This is a genomic window from Labilibaculum sp. (assembly GCF_041595635.1).
GTDB lineage: Bacteria > Bacteroidota > Bacteroidia > Bacteroidales > Marinifilaceae > Labilibaculum.
Genome location: NZ_JBFHJW010000012.1, coordinates 62,562 through 80,561, shown reverse-complemented (window position 1 = coordinate 80,561; position 18,000 = coordinate 62,562). Strand labels below are relative to the sequence as shown.

At 40.8% G+C, this 18,000-nt stretch carries 20 protein-coding genes and 3 tRNA genes; 12 read left to right on the top strand and 11 right to left on the bottom strand.

Translation table 11 applies throughout. The features are described 5' to 3' along the window. On the top strand, window positions 1–220 hold a 220-nt coding region (locus ABYT26_RS05745), incomplete at its 5' end, for a hypothetical protein (RefSeq protein WP_372751936.1). 1,279 nt (window positions 221–1,499) lie between these two features. On the opposite strand, the gene ABYT26_RS05740 is transcribed toward ABYT26_RS05745, so the two are convergent. The 3 genes from ABYT26_RS05740 to ABYT26_RS05730 form a co-directional block, all read right to left on the bottom strand. Beyond that, on the bottom strand, window positions 1,500–2,057 hold the full coding sequence (locus ABYT26_RS05740) for a hypothetical protein (RefSeq protein ID WP_372751935.1): 558 nt from the start codon (window positions 2,055–2,057) through the stop codon (window positions 1,500–1,502). Between the two features lie 58 nt (window positions 2,058–2,115). After that, window positions 2,116–2,613, bottom strand: a complete 498-nt coding sequence (locus ABYT26_RS05735) for a hypothetical protein (protein ID WP_372751934.1) — start codon at window positions 2,611–2,613, stop codon at window positions 2,116–2,118. Between the two features lie 173 nt (window positions 2,614–2,786). Next, window positions 2,787–3,311, bottom strand: coding sequence for a UpxY family transcription antiterminator (locus ABYT26_RS05730; protein ID WP_372751933.1), 525 nt, complete (start codon window positions 3,309–3,311; stop codon window positions 2,787–2,789). A gap of 1,202 nt (window positions 3,312–4,513) precedes the next feature. Between ABYT26_RS05730 and ABYT26_RS05725 the strand changes: the two genes are divergently transcribed. The 5 genes from ABYT26_RS05725 (at window position 4,514) to ABYT26_RS05705 (ending at window position 8,382) form a co-directional block, all read left to right on the top strand. Beyond that, on the top strand, window positions 4,514–5,170 hold the full coding sequence (locus ABYT26_RS05725; RefSeq protein ID WP_372751932.1) for a hypothetical protein: 657 nt from the start codon (window positions 4,514–4,516) through the stop codon (window positions 5,168–5,170). Window positions 5,171–5,380: 210 nt separating this feature from the next. Next, window positions 5,381–5,851, top strand: a complete 471-nt coding sequence (locus ABYT26_RS05720; RefSeq protein WP_372751931.1) for a DUF1566 domain-containing protein — start codon at window positions 5,381–5,383, stop codon at window positions 5,849–5,851. 250 nt (window positions 5,852–6,101) lie between these two features. Continuing rightward, complete coding sequence (locus tag ABYT26_RS05715) at window positions 6,102–6,500, top strand: DUF2391 family protein (RefSeq protein ID WP_372751930.1); 399 nt, start codon at window positions 6,102–6,104, stop codon at window positions 6,498–6,500. A 275-nt stretch (window positions 6,501–6,775) separates the two neighbouring features. Continuing rightward, the gene (locus ABYT26_RS05710; RefSeq protein WP_372751929.1) at window positions 6,776–7,876 is read left to right on the top strand and encodes a nickel-binding protein; all 1,101 of its coding nucleotides are present in this window, start codon (window positions 6,776–6,778) and stop codon (window positions 7,874–7,876) included. 122 nt (window positions 7,877–7,998) lie between these two features. Then, window positions 7,999–8,382 carry a hypothetical protein gene (locus ABYT26_RS05705; RefSeq protein ID WP_372751928.1) on the top strand — a complete coding sequence of 128 codons (384 nt, stop codon included), beginning with the start codon at window positions 7,999–8,001 and terminating at the stop codon, window positions 8,380–8,382. 253 nt (window positions 8,383–8,635) lie between these two features. Here ABYT26_RS05705 and ABYT26_RS05700 read toward each other — a convergent pair whose 3' ends face one another. The 4 genes from ABYT26_RS05700 to ABYT26_RS05685 all read right to left on the bottom strand — a co-directional run bounded on the left by ABYT26_RS05700 (window position 8,636) and on the right by ABYT26_RS05685 (window position 11,646). Continuing rightward, the gene (locus ABYT26_RS05700) at window positions 8,636–9,163 is read right to left on the bottom strand and encodes a hypothetical protein (RefSeq protein WP_372751927.1); all 528 of its coding nucleotides are present in this window, start codon (window positions 9,161–9,163) and stop codon (window positions 8,636–8,638) included. A 330-nt stretch (window positions 9,164–9,493) separates the two neighbouring features. Continuing rightward, window positions 9,494–10,507, bottom strand: coding sequence for an alpha/beta fold hydrolase (locus tag ABYT26_RS05695; RefSeq protein WP_372751926.1), 1,014 nt, complete (start codon window positions 10,505–10,507; stop codon window positions 9,494–9,496). Between the two features lie 462 nt (window positions 10,508–10,969). Continuing rightward, entirely contained in the window at window positions 10,970–11,308 is a 339-nt protein-coding gene (locus tag ABYT26_RS05690) for a cupin domain-containing protein (protein ID WP_372751925.1), read from the bottom strand. Window positions 11,309–11,418: 110 nt separating this feature from the next. Continuing rightward, a complete protein-coding gene (locus ABYT26_RS05685) occupies window positions 11,419–11,646 on the bottom strand; it encodes a hypothetical protein (protein WP_372751924.1) in 228 nt (75 codons plus the stop codon). A 517-nt stretch (window positions 11,647–12,163) separates the two neighbouring features. On the opposite strand from ABYT26_RS05685, the gene ABYT26_RS05680 reads away from it, so the two are divergent. Then, a complete protein-coding gene (locus tag ABYT26_RS05680; RefSeq protein ID WP_372751923.1) occupies window positions 12,164–13,123 on the top strand; it encodes an L-lactate dehydrogenase in 960 nt (319 codons plus the stop codon). A gap of 266 nt (window positions 13,124–13,389) precedes the next feature. Here ABYT26_RS05680 and ABYT26_RS05675 read toward each other — a convergent pair whose 3' ends face one another. Together ABYT26_RS05675 and ABYT26_RS05670 are read right to left on the bottom strand one after the other, a co-directional pair. Continuing rightward, complete coding sequence (locus ABYT26_RS05675; protein WP_372751922.1) at window positions 13,390–13,620, bottom strand: helix-turn-helix domain-containing protein; 231 nt, start codon at window positions 13,618–13,620, stop codon at window positions 13,390–13,392. A 49-nt stretch (window positions 13,621–13,669) separates the two neighbouring features. Next, a tRNA-Leu gene (locus tag ABYT26_RS05670) sits at window positions 13,670–13,753 on the bottom strand. 147 nt (window positions 13,754–13,900) lie between these two features. Here ABYT26_RS05670 and ABYT26_RS05665 point away from each other — a divergent pair. From ABYT26_RS05665 to ABYT26_RS05645, 5 genes are all read left to right on the top strand, one after another. Continuing rightward, entirely contained in the window at window positions 13,901–14,449 is a 549-nt protein-coding gene (locus ABYT26_RS05665; protein ID WP_372751921.1) for a hypothetical protein, read from the top strand. Between the two features lie 209 nt (window positions 14,450–14,658). Next, window positions 14,659–15,102 carry a thioredoxin family protein gene (locus tag ABYT26_RS05660; protein ID WP_372751920.1) on the top strand — a complete coding sequence of 148 codons (444 nt, stop codon included), beginning with the start codon at window positions 14,659–14,661 and terminating at the stop codon, window positions 15,100–15,102. A 6-nt stretch (window positions 15,103–15,108) separates the two neighbouring features. Next, a complete protein-coding gene (locus ABYT26_RS05655) occupies window positions 15,109–16,119 on the top strand; it encodes an FAD:protein FMN transferase (RefSeq protein WP_372751919.1) in 1,011 nt (336 codons plus the stop codon). 16 nt (window positions 16,120–16,135) lie between these two features. Continuing rightward, a complete protein-coding gene (locus ABYT26_RS05650) occupies window positions 16,136–16,363 on the top strand; it encodes a DUF4266 domain-containing protein (protein ID WP_372751918.1) in 228 nt (75 codons plus the stop codon). Next, window positions 16,354–17,631 carry a DUF3570 domain-containing protein gene (locus tag ABYT26_RS05645; RefSeq protein WP_372751917.1) on the top strand — a complete coding sequence of 426 codons (1,278 nt, stop codon included), beginning with the start codon at window positions 16,354–16,356 and terminating at the stop codon, window positions 17,629–17,631. Before ABYT26_RS05650 ends, ABYT26_RS05645 begins: the two co-directional genes overlap by 10 nt. 138 nt (window positions 17,632–17,769) lie before the next feature. On the opposite strand, the gene ABYT26_RS05640 is transcribed toward ABYT26_RS05645, so the two are convergent. Both ABYT26_RS05640 and ABYT26_RS05635 read right to left on the bottom strand, forming a co-directional pair. Beyond that, window positions 17,770–17,844: transfer RNA gene (locus tag ABYT26_RS05640), tRNA-Arg, on the bottom strand. Between the two features lie 43 nt (window positions 17,845–17,887). Further along, window positions 17,888–17,962 (bottom strand) — tRNA-Arg (locus ABYT26_RS05635). Window positions 17,963–18,000 lie beyond the last annotated feature (38 nt).

Sequence of the window (18,000 nt, the reverse complement as noted above, 5' to 3'; positions counted from 1 at the left end):
CTCTTCGCTAAAACCTGAAACTCGTCCTTTTAGTCTCTCCAAAGTCGAGCCTAACGTTCCTCAGACAAGTCAGGTTTCTTTACGCTTCTTTTATCTGATTTTCTTCACGCCCTTTTTTCTGATGCGAGTCCAACTGCAATTAGAGTTCAGTAGGAAAAGTGAGCATCCTGCTTTGTCCATGTCGGGAAGCAGTGCGGGCATTGTACCGCTTGATTTGTGAAAATTTGTGGAATTTGTGGTTTCCTTTTTTTTTTAAATCTTATTTAATCCTCTTTTTCTGCGGAATCTGCGTCTTAATTTTTCTTTGAGATCCTGAAACAAGTTCAGGATGACGTGCAAATGCGGGCAGATTGCCGCTGCTTCGTTCCTCGCCTCGCAATGACAATTCTATATTGTGCTAAGTGCGGCCAATTGTTAATTCTTAATTTGTTAGAGATCCTTCGTCGCTGCGCTTCCCTCGGGATGACGTGCAAGTGTGAGCAGACTAGCGTTTAATTTGTGAAAATTCGTGTAATTTGTGGTTTATAATTTTTTAAGCCCCTTTATGGGTTCAAACGTACGGTGATCATCATCATCCTGCTGACTTTTTAACCTTCTTCCTTTAACCTTTTTCCTTTAACCTTTAACCTTGTTCCCTTTCTTCTCCTCAAGTCGGACGGACTCTTCAAACTTTTTTCTTGATAAAAAAGTTACAAAAAATCAAGACTGCGACAATCGGTGACCCATCACGCTTCAAAGACTAAAAAAAAGTAATGTTTAAAAAATGAGTAAACACTTCTGCTGCAAATAGACTTTATTTGGTATTCGATGATCACACCTATATATAAACGCGAAATTCATTTTTAAAACGGATTTTTTTCTTCACGTCTTTTTCAGCTATGGGGCCCCACCTGCTTTGTCCATGTCGGGAGGCGGTGCGGGCATTGTACCGCTTGATTTGTGAAAATTCGTTATATCTGTGTAATTTGTGTTCCTCTTTTTTTTAAATCTTATTTAATCATCTTTTTCTGCGGGATCTGCGTCCAGGTATTTTTTCTTGTCCTCAAGTCGGACGGACTCTTCAAACTTTTTGATTCATTCATCATTTTCACGGGCATTCATGATCTCACTGCGTTCGGTACATTGATGAATTGATTTTGGCGCTTCGCCCAAACCCGACTTCATTTTTGGCTTGAACCAAAAACGAAGCAAAAAGTTCAAGACCTCGACAATCGGTGACCCATCACGCTTTGAAAGCTAAACAGAATAATATTCCCTCGTGCCTCACTCATGGAATTCTGTTCTTAACGCTTTCTGCTCCTATGGGGCCCCACCTGCTTTGTCCATGTCGGGAGGCGGTGCGGGCAAACTACCACCTAATTTGTGACCATTATTTACATCTGTGTAATTTGTGTTCCTTTTTTTAAATCTTATTTAATCCTCTTTTTCAGCGGAATCTGCGTCTTAATTTTTCTTTGAGATCCTGAAACAAGTCCAGGATGACAGGTAGTGTGAGTAAGCTACAATTTAAAAACCATGCCCAGAACGGCTCCATTGCCCACTTCGCTGTACATCGACCAGCGCACAGCATAGTTCCATCTCACTCCAAAGTAGGCTTCTCCATCCAGCTTGGCGTCATCAGCATCCGTTTTTGCCCCTGCAGTAAACCCTACGTACACATCCCAGGCACGGGAACCACTGGACATCAATTCCAGTAGGTCAATGTTTAGTCGCGGACCAAAATAGCCTGTTTTATCCTTAGAAAAATCGGATTCTTCCCAAAAAACATTGATTTGAACACCCAAAGAGACAACAGGAGAAAGCTTCAAATCGTAGCTTCCCTGCAATCCAAAACCCGAACTCATTTTCGAACCCGGGGTAATTCCCAAAGAATAGTAGTGAGCACTAGGAACTGTACGCTCCCACATGGAGTACTTGTCCTGACTCGCCGAACTGCCCATGGTCTTGGGATGACTCAAGCTCAGCGATGCCATTTCATTGCTACTAACTGTCTCCAGCTCTCCGGCAGGAGACAAAGCAAAAACCGGACAAGCCAAGAGCAAAAAAATGCTTAGCAATCCCATTGATTTTTGCAGCCTATATGTGTTTTGTATCCTCATTTTACAAGCTCCTCTCTTATTGTAAGCGTTTCAGCCAATCTTTTTGTCTAAACCGATAAACCAAACCAATCGAAAAGGTAGTTCCTATTTCTGTATAAACCGACCAATTCTCGTTCATGCTGTAGCGCAGACCCAACCAGCCTTCCGCAGTCAAGTCTTCCGAATGATGCCCCGTGGTGGTACCAAGTGCACCTCCCAGGTAAAAATCGTAATCCGATTGGTACACAGTAAACAAAGGCATTAGATGAATGTTGGTACGTGCACCCAAAAACAAATCGCGTTGATCGCTATAGGAAACATCTTCGAAAAAAAAGTTCCCCATAAAACCAAAAGAGATCCCATCGAACACCCGAAGATCGTAGCTCGCACGAAAACCATAACCAGAATTATACTTCTGCCCCGAACTAACTCCAAATGAGTAACTATGCTCCAACATCCGGGGTGAAATCTGAGCCATCAGCCTGGGGGATGCGTACAAAACAAACAAAACTAAAAAAATCAGAATCTTTTTCATAAACAGACTTTTCATGTATTTTCTAGTGAACAAGCAATTGCATACCAGCAAAGCCCTTCATCCGGCACTCCATATTTCAACAAACAAGGAAGTCACAAATGGCTTCCATCACAATTCAACAATAGCAAGACTACATTTCAAGCACATGGGCAAAACACTTGCGTGCACTGCATTTACCCTCCAGCCAACTCGTTCTGCCTGATTCTCTCGACTTCATCCATAGAAATATCTGTAAGAATACAAGTTGCCGGCGATGCAAAACGAAGCACTATTCGCTGTCGCCCCCTCATCTCAACCACCTCACCAACAATTCCCTTCATGGGTCCGTACTTCACCCTTACCCATTCTCCTTTCTTCACCTGCTCGTACACCATTTCGGTATTCCGACTGCAATCTTTCAGGAACAGCTTTAATGTCTCAATCTGATTGTTGGGAATATTAGCCAACCGCCCTCCAAAAGTCACAAAACAAACAGCATAAGTAAGACCAATGGCCAAATGCATCTCCTTCCTGCTTCCGCGAACAAAAACATAGGAAGGAATGAGTGGTTTCTCGATCCATTTTTTACGATCACTCCACTTTCGAAGCTCTTTATTTAAAGGTAGATAGCACTCAACTCCACACCTCAACAACTCTTCACATAATTTTTTTTCACAGTTCGACTTGGCATAAATCGCATGCCAGGGGGAATTCTCCATACAAAAACACAATGCATTAATTAACAAGATATTACATCTCGATTAACAGGGAAATACTACCTTTGGATTGTGCGGAGACTCCTGGGAATCTGCAAAAAGCAAAAAATGGAAAAACATCCACCTAAAAAACAAATACAATACTCATCAAACGAACACAGCTTCGCTCATTCTGTCCCACAACGCATGGTAGATTAATTGACAATTCCATTGAATAAATAAGTAAAAAAAAAAGAATTGATAATTAACTTAATAGTCAAATCATCAACACTCAATGGATACTGAACAAACGACATCAAATCCACCCTCTAAATCGAACAACAATATTAATCATTATATCCCACCCAACAAAAAAAGAAATGCTGTTTTTTATCAAGAAAACAGCTATTTATAGGAAATAAATACTCTTTTATCCTGATTAAGCTGCAAAACAATAAAATTTAATATATTGTTATGTTTATAGACAATTTAAGATAAACACAAACTGGAAATTGCCTGGAAAAATTGAGAATTATCTCTATATCAATAACAAACATAAAGTCTAAGGAAGCATATCCTTACTTAACTTCCATTATTATTGTATACATAATACAATGAAAAACAACTTGATATTCCTTTTCTTAAGGGAATTTTCACTTGCAAAAATTCTCTTCTCTCCTTTTACAAACAACAGGAACAAGGCAGGAAAATTTCCCTACGCCTAAAAACTTTTGACCAATGACAAAAAACCAGCAGAAAAAAAGGCAGAATTCGATGCAAAAGCAGACACACAGGCAGCAAAGAAAATACTTACAAGAATAATTCGACAAAAGGGAATGATTGTGTCATCAGCATGCACCCACATTTGCACCGAAAGAAGAGTGCAGACAAGCCCAATAAAAAAACGAGCAGGAATTGAGAACTCCTCCTCAAATTGGCATTTATGGAGGATAAAAAAGAGCTTGTTTTGACATTCTCAAAATAAAAAGACAGATTTTCCCCTGCCAAATCCACTCAAACAGGGAAAAAACCAGCTATTTTCCCTTTTTAAAGGCCATATTACATGAACAAAAAAAAAACTAATTGAATTTTATTGGCATTTCGCTGACGAAAAAGAAAGATTCATAAAAAAGCACAGGAATATTATAGGCCTGCGTACAAAAACAAGACATTTAGTTGGTAGCTTTACCCCTTTACTAAGGAATAATAGTTCATCAGAAATTTTTATGAGAGTAATTTCACCTTTGCTAAATAGATTGAAAAACAAGCGCCTGATTGGTCACTCCTATCACAAGAATTACTACTACTATGGTCTACTGACTGAACATTACAACGACTTTTCTGAATACCTGAGAGTAATTGATATGTATCAGAAGAAAGAATCAGTAGGAACGAACAAAACAATTGCCCTTCAGGAAGATTTTCTGTTCAATTTCGACAACAAAAGCCAGATTAGCAGGAAATTTAAAAATTCTGACTTTAAAACCAGAATTCAAAAAAACAAGCTAGACATTAAAATCTATTTCTACAAGATCATTATTGGTGGGTACAAGGTCCGACTGGAGATACATCAGTGTCATCGGAAAATGTTTTACTGCAATTACACCTTCACGAGTTTTTTAAACCACAAACAACATCAGGAAATTACAAAGATAATTCAAGAGAAATATCTGGATGGTTTACCAATAGACACAGACACACAAAGCATTATTGATACAGATCAGACGCAGCTAGTCGTTGAAAATGGCCTGGAATTAAAAATCCATTACATCAGCACAAACTCAGCTCCCATAAAAGCTTTATCGGTTCACCAAGAGACACATACAAACAAAAAGGTGAGAGTAATGGCGAGAATGCAGCATGAACTCAGAACGAATTTGTAAAACAAGATGAATACAGCCCCGTAGGCTGCCAACCAGGAAACAAGCAGGGCAAAAATCAGCAATGAATTCCTCTTTAGGACCAGTGCAATGGCGTATTTAGGGGGCATAGAAAGCCTGATGCCATGTCAAGAAAATTCATCCTTCCCTACCCGTTTACAGGAGTTGCCACTCGAAATACTGATCTGCCACAGGCTTGCATTTATCGAAAAAATGATCCGGACTGTCGAAATCACTTGGGCAAAATTCTTTTCCAATACCTTCGAACATACAAATCATAAAATTGAATGTATGAAAGAAATATTGAGAAACAATGCTAGCCTTTTGCTTACCCTCTTTTGCCTTTCCTGCCTGAGTAGTTGTGATGCCCCCCAAACAAAGAATCACAATTTCACCCTCACACAGACAGGGCAAGTCGGTTGTTATGGCACTGCAGGAGATACCCTCAGCCATCTCAAAGCCGGGGATGATTTTTATGGTCAGCATGCCGATTACAAAAAGGGAGTCCCCCTGTTCTATACCGACAATGGAGATGGCAGCATTACCGATCGCCTAAGCGGATTGACCCGAAGTCAGAATCAATCTGAAAATGGAATGAGATGGGAAGAAGCGAAACAGTACTGCGAGAACCTAAGACTGGCTGGACATGAGGATTGGCGCTTACCCACCCTGAAGGAACTCTGATCCATTCGGGATTTTGAAAAGGGATGGCCCTATGTAGATACCACTTACTTTCACTTTACGGGAGATGGCATGCAGGGACTGCCACCAGCCCATTTCCTCCCGGGGAAAAGTCCCTCTGCCACTTGACAGGCAAGTAAAAAAAGGCTAAATTGGGTCAAGCTGTTGCTGAGTCAGGGAGGAGCACCTTCTGTTTTCCATGCAACAGGCCAAAACGATTGGTTCAGGCCATGACCACCCAAAGAGAAAAAGAATGAAGAAAGATACATTGAACTCAGAAGACGTCATTCAAGTCCTTGTTGGATCCTCGGCCTTGACGATTCCAGTTGCCTTTTCGGAAGAATCCTGGAGACTTAGCGAAACCTTACCCCCCTTCAATCTCCTTGTGATTTTTCTGCTGTCCCTATTTTTCATCAACATCTACTCCTTTCAGGGGATCTTTCAGGGGCAGGTAAAACACCGCCTGTCTCATTTCCTTTTCAGGACCCTAATTGATTATGGAATTACCCTGCTGGTGGTATTTGTGGTTCTCTTTGCGCTCAACAGAATGCCCCTGCTTGAGGAACCCATCATTGCCCTGAAAAGAATCATCATCCTTTCCTTTCCGGCATCCATGGGAGGTGTTATTGTGGATGGATTGGATAAGGAGTAGTTCAGATAGCCGTCCTCATCCTTTTGATATGGCTTGCAGGCAGGCTGCCTCTGCCATCCATTGCACATTCCCCCTATTCTGTCGTTCCTGGATGGCAAATGCTTTTTTTGAAAGCCTTCCCCTCTGTCCTTCCCCATGAATTGACTTGGAAAGCCCTAAAAAGCCGGGCAGATCCCCATGGAATTGGCAGCAATGAAATAAAATGCGTAAATTGGGTAGAATGAAACAAATAGCAATAATGCTCAGCATTCCATTTCCGGAAAAACAATTGTCTTATGCCAATATATATGGATCGTCATGATGTATCTGATTCCGTTACCGCCGAGATAGTCGCAGAACTGCACAAGGAAGACTTGAAAATTCAACATGAATTTAACTGCCGGGGTTTGACCTACTGGTTTGACGGCATTAAAAAAATAGCCTTTTGCCTGATAGAGGCCCCCAATGCGGAGGCCATACAGGACATGCACAATTCTGCACACGGGGAGGTACCCAATCAAATCATTGAGGTGGATCCACATCTTGTGGAGTCCTTTCTGGGAAGGATTAAGGATCCGGTGAATTCCTCCTCAAACCACATGAACATCATAAGAGATCCGGCCCAAAGAACCTTGCTGAAGCTAAGAATCATGGCCCTCTCTCTGAAAGATTTTAATGCTTCCAAAACAAGCCTGCAGGAAGCCATGACTTCCACCAAGGACATGCTCAATCATTTTGACGGGCGTTTGGTAGAACAAAAGGGAAGTCACCTACTGATCTCTTTTGCATCGGCGCACAAGGCCGTGCTCTTTGCTTTGAAAGCAAAGCATTTTCTGGATGCCCTCCAGAAAGAAGCTGGCACTTCCTCATTCCGCATAAAAATGGGCTTGGCCACCGGCATGCCAGTCACCAAAAACAGGACCCTCTTTGAGGAGACCATTAATATAGCTCATTGCCTTTGCTTTGCGCATGAAGGTGACATTGTTGTGTCCACAGAGGTAAAGGAAGCCATTGCCATTGAAAATACGAGGCGGGATCTTGCCCTGGATCAAGTCCATCATTTGAACCTGTCGGATGAAAATTTTTTAAATCAGTTGATCGATTTTACCGAAAAAGAATGGCAAAACATAGACTTAAAAGTAGAAGATTTTAGCCGTTCCCTGGGCATGAGCAAAACCTCTTTGTACCGAAAAATGATGTCACTCACCGGGAAATCTCCGAACAACTTCATTCGGGAATATCGCTTGAACAAAGCCCTGGAAGGCATCAAGCTTAAAATGAAAAGCATTTCTGAAATCGCATATGAATCCGGCTTCAACAGCACCTCCTACTTTTCAAAGTGTTTTGAGAAACGATTTGGCCTCCTGCCCTCCGTCTACCTGAAATCCGGGAATTGATTTTCTTTCCATGGACTCAAAAGTTCACTTATTATAACCAAATGTTCTGCCCCCTTGCTCCATTATTTGATATTTTTGATACAGGTAAGAGTTTAATTTTTAACACGTAAACAATCAAAGATATGAAAATAGCAAAGAACAAAATCGAAATCAAAATGGAAATTCCGGGCGCTATCCTTCGTCAGAGAAATGACTTTGGAGACGCCAGCGGATTGGGGAAGATCAGTTGTGAGTACTTTAGCCTTGCCGAGGGGGTCGATACCACACCTCTGTTTGTGGGACTGGAGGGAAACTTGTGCCAATGCCCTCACTGGGGCTATCTCATCAGTGGTCAAGTGACTGCCACCGATGCTAATGGCAAGGAGGAAGAGGTCAATGGCAACGACCTATTCTATTGGCCTCCGGGGCACAATGTGAAAGTCACCAAAGACGCCGAAATGATCCTGTTCAGCCCTCAGCACGAGCACACCAAGGTCATCAATCACATGATTGAGATGGTGAAGTAGGCAAATCAATTCTCACTTGCACTGTTCTGTCTTCCTTTGGAAGGATGCCAGCTCATGGGAAAATAGCTTTGGGGGAATGCACATTCGAGCCAGAACGACTCTCCCGAAGGGCAAGAAGAAAAAGAAAAAGAGCAAACTGTCCCTGCAGCTTGCTCTTTTGCCTTTACCGATTCGAATGGCCACCCATAACATCCTTGCCCGCCCCCTCTGTCTGGCAGCAGGTCATGCCAGGGAAGCCAGGGGGCCTGCCTGCTCAGCGAATCCTTTTCATTGCAATTTGCTCCCATGGGTCACAGTCGTCCCTTCCCTCCTCTGAGCGATAACTGAATCTTGCCCTACCGAAATCTTGGGAGGCAATCCGAATGGAAACAACATATCCCTCTCCCTCAAACCGGTAGTCATTCACGGAGTAGGCGGCACTTTCGTCTTCGTCCATTTCCCTGTCTCCACCAGGAAAAGCAAGACCCGCTTTCCCTGAAAATTCAGATTCACACAAGACTGAATTCACATAGATCTGGTAGCAGATGGAGTCCTCTTCCAGCTTGTTCACCCCTAAAACCTGAATCAATTCCTCTTCCTGGTCCTGGTAGGTAAATACGAATTCAAATTGGGACCAGTCTATGTCTTTTATTTCACTCCTGGTGGCTGTGAGGCCCATCCCCTCCAATGCCTCTTTGTTTTCTTCTGTCTTTGCTGGTTCACTTGTTCCTGCCTTTTCCGTTTTCTTACTGCTACAGGAAGCCAAAATGAGGATGGCCAGAATGCCAATGTATCTTTTCATGCTTTCGATTTTACATCTACGCCAAGGACCACATGAATGGAATGGCTTTTTATTCAGGCGATGAATTTAACAATATTTATCGGAAGATGAAAGCTCCCTGGCGCTTTCCGGTAAAAAGCTAAGCACTGGTCCCAATTCTGCTCAGTGCCCAATAAGCCTTGCCATCTTTCTTTGTTCTGAATACGAGACAAAAAAAAGCTGTAGGTCACCCCACAGCCTTATCCTATTTTGGCAATCTCCGCCTAAAAAATTCTACATGGCGAGTCCCTTCCCAATATTCGCAGGTCTTGAAGAGTTCCTCACACAGAAAGGATGACTTACCGGCAAGGCTTATTCTTTCATGAACTCAATCAAAGGACGGATGAAACGATCAAACTTCTCAATATGAGGCAAATGCCCCACGTTTTCAATTTCTACTAATTTCGCTCCAGGGATTTCTTGCTGAGTTCGTTTCCCCAATTCATTGTACAATCCCATGGTTTTTCTCACATCAGCAGAAACAAGGGGTTTCCCAAGTGCCGTTCTATCTCTTGTGCCAATGATTAAAAGTGTTGGCACACGAATGTTTTTAAATTCATAAACCACTGGCTGCGTAAAAATCATGTCGTAAGTCAGCGCTGAATTCCAGGCAATCCTTTCATAGTCTGAATTTAATGTCCAGCCTGCCAAGAGGTTCACCCATGGGTCATATTCTGCTTTCCATTTGTTGTCGTAATAACTAAGCAATTGATACTTTTTGATTCCCTCATAACTTTTTTTAAGCTCGTTATCGTACCACCATTCTACGGATTGGTATGGAACTTTTACTTTCCAATCTTCCAATCCTATGGGATTCTCTAAAATTAGTTTTGCTGTGCTTTCAGGAAACATTAATGCAAAACGTGTCGCAAGCATGCCCCCCATGGAATGTCCTAAAATCATGGTTTTGTCTACATGCAAAGTATCGAGTAATGTTTTTGTGTTTTTTGCAAGTTGCTGAAAGGTATAATGAAAGTGCCTTGGTTTTGAAGACTTTCCAAAGCCGATTTGGTCGGGAACAATTACCCGATACCCCTTTTCCGATAGGGCTTCTATGGTTGTTTTCCAGTAAGCACCATTAAAATTTTTACCATGAAAAAGGAGGATGTTTTTGCCATTGTAATTTTCAGGCTTGACATCCATATAGGCCATTTTCACATCTTGCTTTTGAATGTTTAGTTCCAAAATAGAAACAGGAAATGGGTAGTTATAATTGGCCAATTCAATGTCTAAGCATTGTAAACTATCTGTTTGCGCTGTTGCAAGCTGAAAAGCAAGCAGAAAAGGCAGCAGGAGTAATAGATTTTTTTTAGTTTTCGTTTTCATTCTTGCCAAGACTGGAGAATCGAGTAGGCAAAATAAATTTCCCCCTATGCCTCTCCCAAAACCACACCTGATGGTCTCCCATCAGATGGCTCTTGTCGTTTACAAATCAAGTTACAAGTTAAATAGAAAAATTCCATTTTCAGAGAAAAAAGGTCGGAAAACTGTTTTTTTCATTCGCTTAAGCCCGGCACAAGGGCGACAAGCAATGATTTTGAAAGGTTTGATCTTCCCCCGTACCCATCGAACTTAACCATTGGGATCCTAAGCGAAACATATCAAATCCCCTGATGAATCGAGCATTCAGATAATTCTGAAAGCAGGACGTAATGTATAGAAAACAAGAAAATCTTTCCAAAGCAGCTTCGTTGCGCATGGATTTTAGCTGATTTTATACAAACGAGGCCTTTTTTTAAATATTCTTTAAAATCATTGTCCTTTTAAGTTTGTAATGTTTCGTAATTCCTACCTGTTTTTTAGACTGTTTGGTGTAGGTGTTTTTACAACAAGTACCCTGAAATCTTTTTCACTCTCATTGAATAAACAATGCAAAATGTTTTTATGGCTGTCAATCAGGTCATCTTTTACCACTTCCATTTTTTCATCTCCAACCTGAACCATACCATTTCCCTCAAGCACATAAAAGAATACGTCAACAGGTGTTTTGTGTGGCTTTAACTTTTCACCAGGTTTTAAAAGAATGTGTATCACCTGTGCATCTTCATTTTCATGAATCTTTCGCGCATCAACTCCGTGTGGGTTGTTATTTGCCTGAACTTCTTTGAAATTTGTAATTTCCATCATATTTTTTTTGAATTATCATTCCTTACTTAATGTTGATGAGTGCCTGAACCATGTTCAATTATCCCATGAATCTCTTCGAGTGTATGGGTATAATCAACGTATGCCGCAATCTATTCTCGTCCTTTTTCCAATGATTCATTTTTAACAAGACTTAATTTTTGCACCTTCTCATATTTTTCACGGACTACTTTCTCTATGTGAATTGTAAAATTGTCAATCCCCTCTTTTTTCAATACCGATAAAATCTCACCAACGCTCCAGTCTAATGTTTCAATAACATCTCCATATAAACCAGCATGCGATTTTCCAATAAATTCTTTAGACGTACTAATTGGCATTACAGGTACGTGATTTAAACTTTACTTAACCCATTCAATGTCTTTTCAAAAAAGGATGTCAAAACACCTTCTACAAGTCTGACCATAAGGATTTTGAAAACAACCAACCTGGAAAACAAATGGTATTTTCTTCGCAAGACATAAAATTACCCCACACATCTTTAACAAACAGCAACATGTAGCACAATGCAAAACACTCCTCTTAGCATAAAAGAAATTCACAAATTCACAAAATGCCTCTCCCAGCAGCAGTCCTGCATCGGCAATTCCCTTGTTTACTCTTATGCGAAGACTCAATTGAAATGAAAGCTCAACACAGGCAGAATAAAAATCTTTACCTAAAAAATAGTAATCTATTCTTTTCCTGATATTATCTATAATTTTTTTGTAAATTCTCACTTGATTCTGATCAAACTACAGAACTAAAGTATCTGCCGCGAGTAGTTAGATTTTATTCTTATTAATCAGGCTTTTACATCTCAAATTTTAATATATCTCTCAGCTTAAAAAGAAGAAAATGACATCAAATAGTAAAACAAAAAGTAAAGTGGTAATTATTGGCACAGGAATGGTTGGCATGAGTTATGCCTATTCATTACTAAACCAGGGTACGGTTAAAGAACTGGTTTTAATCGACATCGATAAAAAACGTGCCGAAGGGGAAGCCATGGACTTAAATCATGGTTTATCCTATGCACCACGAAAAATGAAGATTTATGCTGGTGACTACAACGATTGTAAAGAGGCAGACATTGTTGTGATTACGGCAGGGGTTCCACAAAAAGAAGGAGAATCGAGAATTGACTTACTAAATAGAAATGCAAGCATCATGAAAATTGTTGTTGGCCAAGTAATGAAAAGTAAGTTCAATGGAATTATATTGGTTGCATCAAATCCGGTTGACATCTTAACCTATGTAGCCTGGAAAGCATCGGGACTTCCCTCCTCAAAAGTTATTGGTAGTGGCACCTCTCTTGATACTGCAAGACTTCGATTTGAGATCGCACAAAAAATTAATATCTCCGTTAAAAACATTCATGCATACATCATGGGTGAGCATGGCGATTCTGAATTTGTCTGCTGGTCGAAGGCCTATGTTGGCGCCAAGCCATTGGTCGATGTGATTGAATCGATGGAAGAAATTGATTTCAAGGATTTAGAAGAAATTTACAAGTCGGTGAAGAATGCCGCTTTTGAAATTATTAAACGCAAAAGAGCAACTTACTATGGCATAGGCATGACTTTGGTAAGCATCACTTCCGCAATTTTAAACGACGAAAATCGAATCATTCCTATTTCGGTTTATAACGACGGAACTTATGATACAATTAAAGATTTGTACATTGGATTACCAGCCGTGATTAACGCAGAAGGTGTGGACTATGTAATGAGATTAAAACTCAATGATAAAGAGCAGGAACAACTCAACCACTCAGCCAACTTACTAAAAGGTGTTCTGGATCAAATGGATTTTTAAAATTATGAAATAGGGTCGGGCTTAAACGCCTAACCCTATGTTTTTCAATGAATAGTATCCCTTTTAAAACCACTTCGTTTTCTTTTTTTCTTTCAGCTCCTACATAAGTTGTGGTTCCAACAGTGCTTTCCAATCTGCATATAGGTATGTATCTGTTTTTCCCGACGCCATTTTAGTCTCCTTATAAAGCTTCAACTTACTACGCTTTATTTACAGCACATCTAAATCCTGTAATTTCCTCCCAAACGCATCATCTGCAGCCAATTTCAAAAATCATCCTGTAAACCCAATACTCTTAACTCATTAAAGCAGGCTCCCATGGATACTTTTGAATTTCCCTTTTCGATTTGATACAAAGTTGTTCTGTCTATATCTGCCCGCTCAGAAACCTGAATGGTCGTTAATTTTCGTCTTTTCCGTGCCAGCTTGATATTTTCTCCCTCCAAATCAGTGTTAAAAGAATATTTAAATGACTTTTTCGAACATAAAAAAAGCACTTAAGTCATTAACTTTAAGTGCTTTTTATTTTCATTAACAATAGATGGGTGCCCAGAACAAGACTCGAACTTGCACGACCATGCGGTCACCAGCCCCTCAAGCTGACGCGTCTACCAATTCCGCCATCTGGGCAAGGCTAGCAAAAGTAGCAAAAAAGGATCAATTGCAAAACAAATTTCAGTATTCCTGAAATATTCAAATAAAATAGGCTGACTGTCCTCAATCTTCTTTGGAGATGAAATTCATTTTCTATCTTTGTGCCACATTAGAAAAAAGCACATGGCAGAAAATAAAAAAGACTATTCCTATCTCGATAGATTGGCTGTTGAACCTGGAAAATGGAGGGAACTAAGCAAAGATGAATTTCAAATGATGACATTTAGAACCTGTTTGCTTTATGGAGAAAGCCAAAATAAGAAGATGATTCCCATTCTTTTTCAGATGTACGAACATTTACAATCCCTTACCAGCTGCGAAGAACGTCTTAAAATGCTAAGTGCTTTGAGTGCCTTTATTCGAAAAAAGAAAACCCGGGCAATCATGGCTCTCTTCCCTTTTATTCAGGTAGAAGAAGAAGGAACTGTAATTGAAGCAGCCAGCCAGTTTTTCGTAAATTTATCGGTGCTTTCCAATAAAGAATTCTATTCGGGGGCCAACATTCTACTCGAACTGGTAAAAGATGCTCCTGCCGATCGCAACTCCGCCTATATTCTTTTGGGCCTACTAAATATTGGCAATGATAAAATTGATGCCATGGTCGCTTTGCAAAAATCAACTTTTGGCAACGAAGTAAAAACCATCCTTCACAACAAGGGAATTCGCCTTTAATTACTGAAGTTTTAGCATGAAGCTGTCAGCAATTTACGACCAGCTTACTTGAGGTTTACAACTTGTTGTTCTAAAATGTTAGAATCTAAATATAAACATTTTTACATATTTTAAGATTAATTTATGTCGTGCAAGATGTTTTTTTTATACATTTGATTCAGAAAATATTCACCACACTGGTAAATAAAGAGAACACTAAGATCAGATTTATGAAAAGAATCACACAAATTGCCATTCTGTTTATCGCCATTAGCCTGATAAATTCGGTAAGCGGCAGTGCCCAAAACAATTTAGAGGAAGCTCTCGCAAAAGCCAAGCTTGAAAACAAACATGTATTTGTAAATTTTTCAGGATCAGACTGGTGCCGATCCTGCATTCTACTAAAGAAAACCATTCTAAGCAGTCATGAATTTGCGCAATTTGCCGATAAAGAACTGATTATTCTGAATGTTGATTTTCCTCGCTTGAAGAAAAACAAATTGTCCGACGAACAAACTTCCATCAACGAAAAGCTGGCTGCTCAATACAATCCGAATGGCCAATTTCCAACCATTCTGCTATTCGACAGCGAAGCCAATGTTTTGGGAAAAACAGGATACAAAAGCATTTCTCCTGCTGAATACGTTCAACACATACAGTCTTTTATCCAATAAATCGACATGAAATATTTATGGATTTTTCTTGTCCTTGCCGAAGGAATGTTTTTTTCGGCCAAAGGACAAAACAATCAATCGTACACCGATGTTCTCCTACTAATGGGCTCACGTTTCGAAATCACTGCAGTTAGTAGCGACAAGGACAAAGCGCAACAAGCCATACAGGCAGGCATTACGGAAATCCAACGAATTGAGGATCTAATTTCTTCATGGGATCCCAATTCTCAAACCAGTGCGATTGTTGCAAACGCCGGCATTGGTCCCGTTCAGGTCGATCAGGAGTTATTCAACCTCATCCGTCGCTCCTTAAAAATATCCAGGCTTACCCATGGCGCTTTCGATATTTCCTATGCTTCTATGGATAAAATCTGGAAATTCGACGGCAGCATGACTGATATGCCCGATTCGGCCACTGTAGCTGCTTCGGTCTCTAAAATCAATTTCAACAACATTATTCTCGATGCCAAAAACAGAACTGTCTTTCTAAAAGAAAAAGGAATGAAAATTGGCTTTGGTGCAATTGGGAAAGGTTACGCTGCCAATAAAGCACTAAGCCTACTATCTACCATGGGACTCGATGGAGCACTGGTAAACGCTTCGGGCGATTTGATCAGCTGGGGAAAAGATGCCGGAGGAAAAGAGTGGAAAATTGGCATTGCCAACCCCAAAAACAAAGAACAAATCTACTCCTGGCTCACCATCAGCGAAACGGCAGTGGTGACTTCGGGCAACTACGAAAAATTTGTAGAATTCAAGGGAGAACGATACTCTCATATTATCGATCCCAGAACGGGATATCCGGTAAAAGGCCTCAGCAGCGTGAGCATCATTTGCCCCGATGCAGAATTGGCCGATGCACTGGCCACATCCGTTTTTGTGCTGGGAAAAGAGAAAGGACTCGAGCTGATCAATCAGCTAAATGGAATAGAATGCATATTGGTGACCGACGACCAAAAACTGATCACCTCACAGCATTTGCAATTAGAATATCAGGAAACCAACAATAAAAATTGACCAATAGAATTTAGAAATGAAAAAAAATAGAAAAATCAATCTTCTTCTTGTGGGTTTTGTTGCATTGCTTGCAATGAACAGCTGCGTTTCAGTAGCAGCCTATCAAAAAACCTACCTGAACGATGAAGAAATGGCACTTCAGGCAAAAAAACTAGAAGTGTACGAAACGAATTTTGAAGCCTATCGCGAAGGTGCTGCTGGTGCCAACGGAGGAAAATCGGGAGGAGGCTGCGGATGCAATTAAGAACAACACTCTCGCTGATCCTGCTCTTATCTCTTGCCATCACTACAAATGCGCAAAACGATACAAACAGCATAGACGACAAACAGGAAAAAAACAGCAAAAAGATAAAATCCCCGGAAAACTATCAGGAAACAGAAGTCAACTTCCTCATGAACTATTACGATCAGGATGGAGATCATTCGCCGGTAACAGGAGGACAGGGAACCGAAGAACTGAGCAATGTAGCGCCTAGTTTTGTGGTTCACATCCCGATGGATTCACTATCGAGCCTCGATCTGAATTTTGGAATCGACATCTACTCGTCGGCTTCCACCGATAATATCGATTACTTCGACACACACAAGTCCTCTGCCTCGAGCTCAGATGCCCGGGCGCATTTGAATGCAGCCTATTCGCGCCAGCTAAAAAATTCCCCCAATGCCTATAGCGTTCAGGCCGGATTTTCGCAGGAATACGACGTGAGTTCCTACAATTTTGGTGGCTCCTACAGCCTGAACTCCCAAGATCAGAACCGTTCCCTTAGCTTGGATGCTTCCTACATGAGTGACAGCTGGACATTGCTTTATCCAACCGAATTAAGAGGAACCAGCGAGGCTAACCTTAGCGATGATGTGCGAACTACTTTAAAATTCGGCTTATCGTATTCTCAGGTCATCAACAAGCGACTGCAAGTGCTGTTTTCAACAGAAGTGGTCTCGCAAAGCGGACTCCTATCTACGCCTTTTCATCGCGTATTTTTCGATGATGCTTTTGCCTATGCCGACAACAAAAGCGAATTGGCCACAAGAAGCCACATCGAACGCCTGGATGATAGCAGAATTAAAATTCCCGTTTCCATGCGATGGAGCTACTACCTAAGTGACTTTATGCGACTTAAAACATTCTATCGATTCTATTCCGATAGCTGGGGAATTACGGCACACACGGCCAGCATAGAACTTCCCATGATGCTCTCGCCATCTTTTATTGCCGCTCCCTTTTTCAGGTATCATACACAAACTGCTGCCGACGATTTTTATGAATTTGGAACGGCCAGTTCGAGTGCCGAATTTTATACCTCCGACTACGATTTATCGGATTTTGACAGCTACAAAGTCGGGATTGGGTTTCAATATTCCCCGATAATGGGAATCAGTAATTTTAAATCTCCTTTTCGAAAAAATAAAATGGCCCAACTTAAAAGTATTGGCCTGCGAACCGCCTACTACGACCGAAGTGATGGCTTAAACGCCTGGTTAGTTAGTCTGAATTTAGGATTTACGTTTTAGCAATTAGCTTGTAAGCTTACTGTGCTAAGCGATATGCACTCTGTAATTAGCCAGCACGTAAGGTTTATTTTGAGTATTCTCGGAAAATAAGAGGAATAGAAACAAAAAAAAGGATGACATAAATGTCATCCTTTTTCGTGATCCAGCCAGGGCTCGAACCTGGGACCTATAGCTTAGAAGGCTATTGCTCTAATCCAACTGAGCTACTGGACCGTCCTTGTTTTCTTTTTATTCTTATTGCCTTTAAAAAAATGAGTGATCCAGCCAGGGCTCGAACCTGGGACCTATAGCTTAGAAGGCTATTGCTCTAATCCAACTGAGCTACTGGACCATTCCCTTAAAAGGCGATGCAAATATAGGTATTTATTG

Bases quoted from the DNA above. Each gene is read 5' to 3' on its own strand.
- ABYT26_RS05645 (WP_372751917.1), top strand. From the start codon at position 16,354: ATGCAATTAAGAACAACACTCTCGCTGATCCTGCTCTTATCTCTTGCC.
- ABYT26_RS05725 (WP_372751932.1), top strand. From the start codon at position 4,514: ATGAGAGTAATTTCACCTTTGCTAAATAGATTGAAAAACAAGCGCCTG.
- ABYT26_RS05650 (WP_372751918.1), top strand. From the start codon at position 16,136: ATGAAAAAAAATAGAAAAATCAATCTTCTTCTTGTGGGTTTTGTTGCA.
- ABYT26_RS05680 (WP_372751923.1), top strand. From the start codon at position 12,164: ATGACATCAAATAGTAAAACAAAAAGTAAAGTGGTAATTATTGGCACA.
- ABYT26_RS05710 (WP_372751929.1), top strand. From the start codon at position 6,776: ATGCCAATATATATGGATCGTCATGATGTATCTGATTCCGTTACCGCC.
- ABYT26_RS05665 (WP_372751921.1), top strand. From the start codon at position 13,901: ATGGCAGAAAATAAAAAAGACTATTCCTATCTCGATAGATTGGCTGTT.
- ABYT26_RS05695 (WP_372751926.1), bottom strand. From the start codon at position 10,507: ATGAAAACGAAAACTAAAAAAAATCTATTACTCCTGCTGCCTTTTCTG.
- ABYT26_RS05720 (WP_372751931.1), top strand. From the start codon at position 5,381: ATGATCCGGACTGTCGAAATCACTTGGGCAAAATTCTTTTCCAATACC.
- ABYT26_RS05730 (WP_372751933.1), bottom strand. From the start codon at position 3,311: ATGGAGAATTCCCCCTGGCATGCGATTTATGCCAAGTCGAACTGTGAA.
- ABYT26_RS05685 (WP_372751924.1), bottom strand. From the start codon at position 11,646: ATGCCAATTAGTACGTCTAAAGAATTTATTGGAAAATCGCATGCTGGT.
- ABYT26_RS05715 (WP_372751930.1), top strand. From the start codon at position 6,102: ATGAAGAAAGATACATTGAACTCAGAAGACGTCATTCAAGTCCTTGTT.
- ABYT26_RS05700 (WP_372751927.1), bottom strand. From the start codon at position 9,163: ATGAAAAGATACATTGGCATTCTGGCCATCCTCATTTTGGCTTCCTGT.
- ABYT26_RS05735 (WP_372751934.1), bottom strand. From the start codon at position 2,613: ATGAAAAAGATTCTGATTTTTTTAGTTTTGTTTGTTTTGTACGCATCC.
- ABYT26_RS05705 (WP_372751928.1), top strand. From the start codon at position 7,999: ATGAAAATAGCAAAGAACAAAATCGAAATCAAAATGGAAATTCCGGGC.
- ABYT26_RS05655 (WP_372751919.1), top strand. From the start codon at position 15,109: ATGAAATATTTATGGATTTTTCTTGTCCTTGCCGAAGGAATGTTTTTT.
- ABYT26_RS05660 (WP_372751920.1), top strand. From the start codon at position 14,659: ATGAAAAGAATCACACAAATTGCCATTCTGTTTATCGCCATTAGCCTG.
- ABYT26_RS05690 (WP_372751925.1), bottom strand. From the start codon at position 11,308: ATGATGGAAATTACAAATTTCAAAGAAGTTCAGGCAAATAACAACCCA.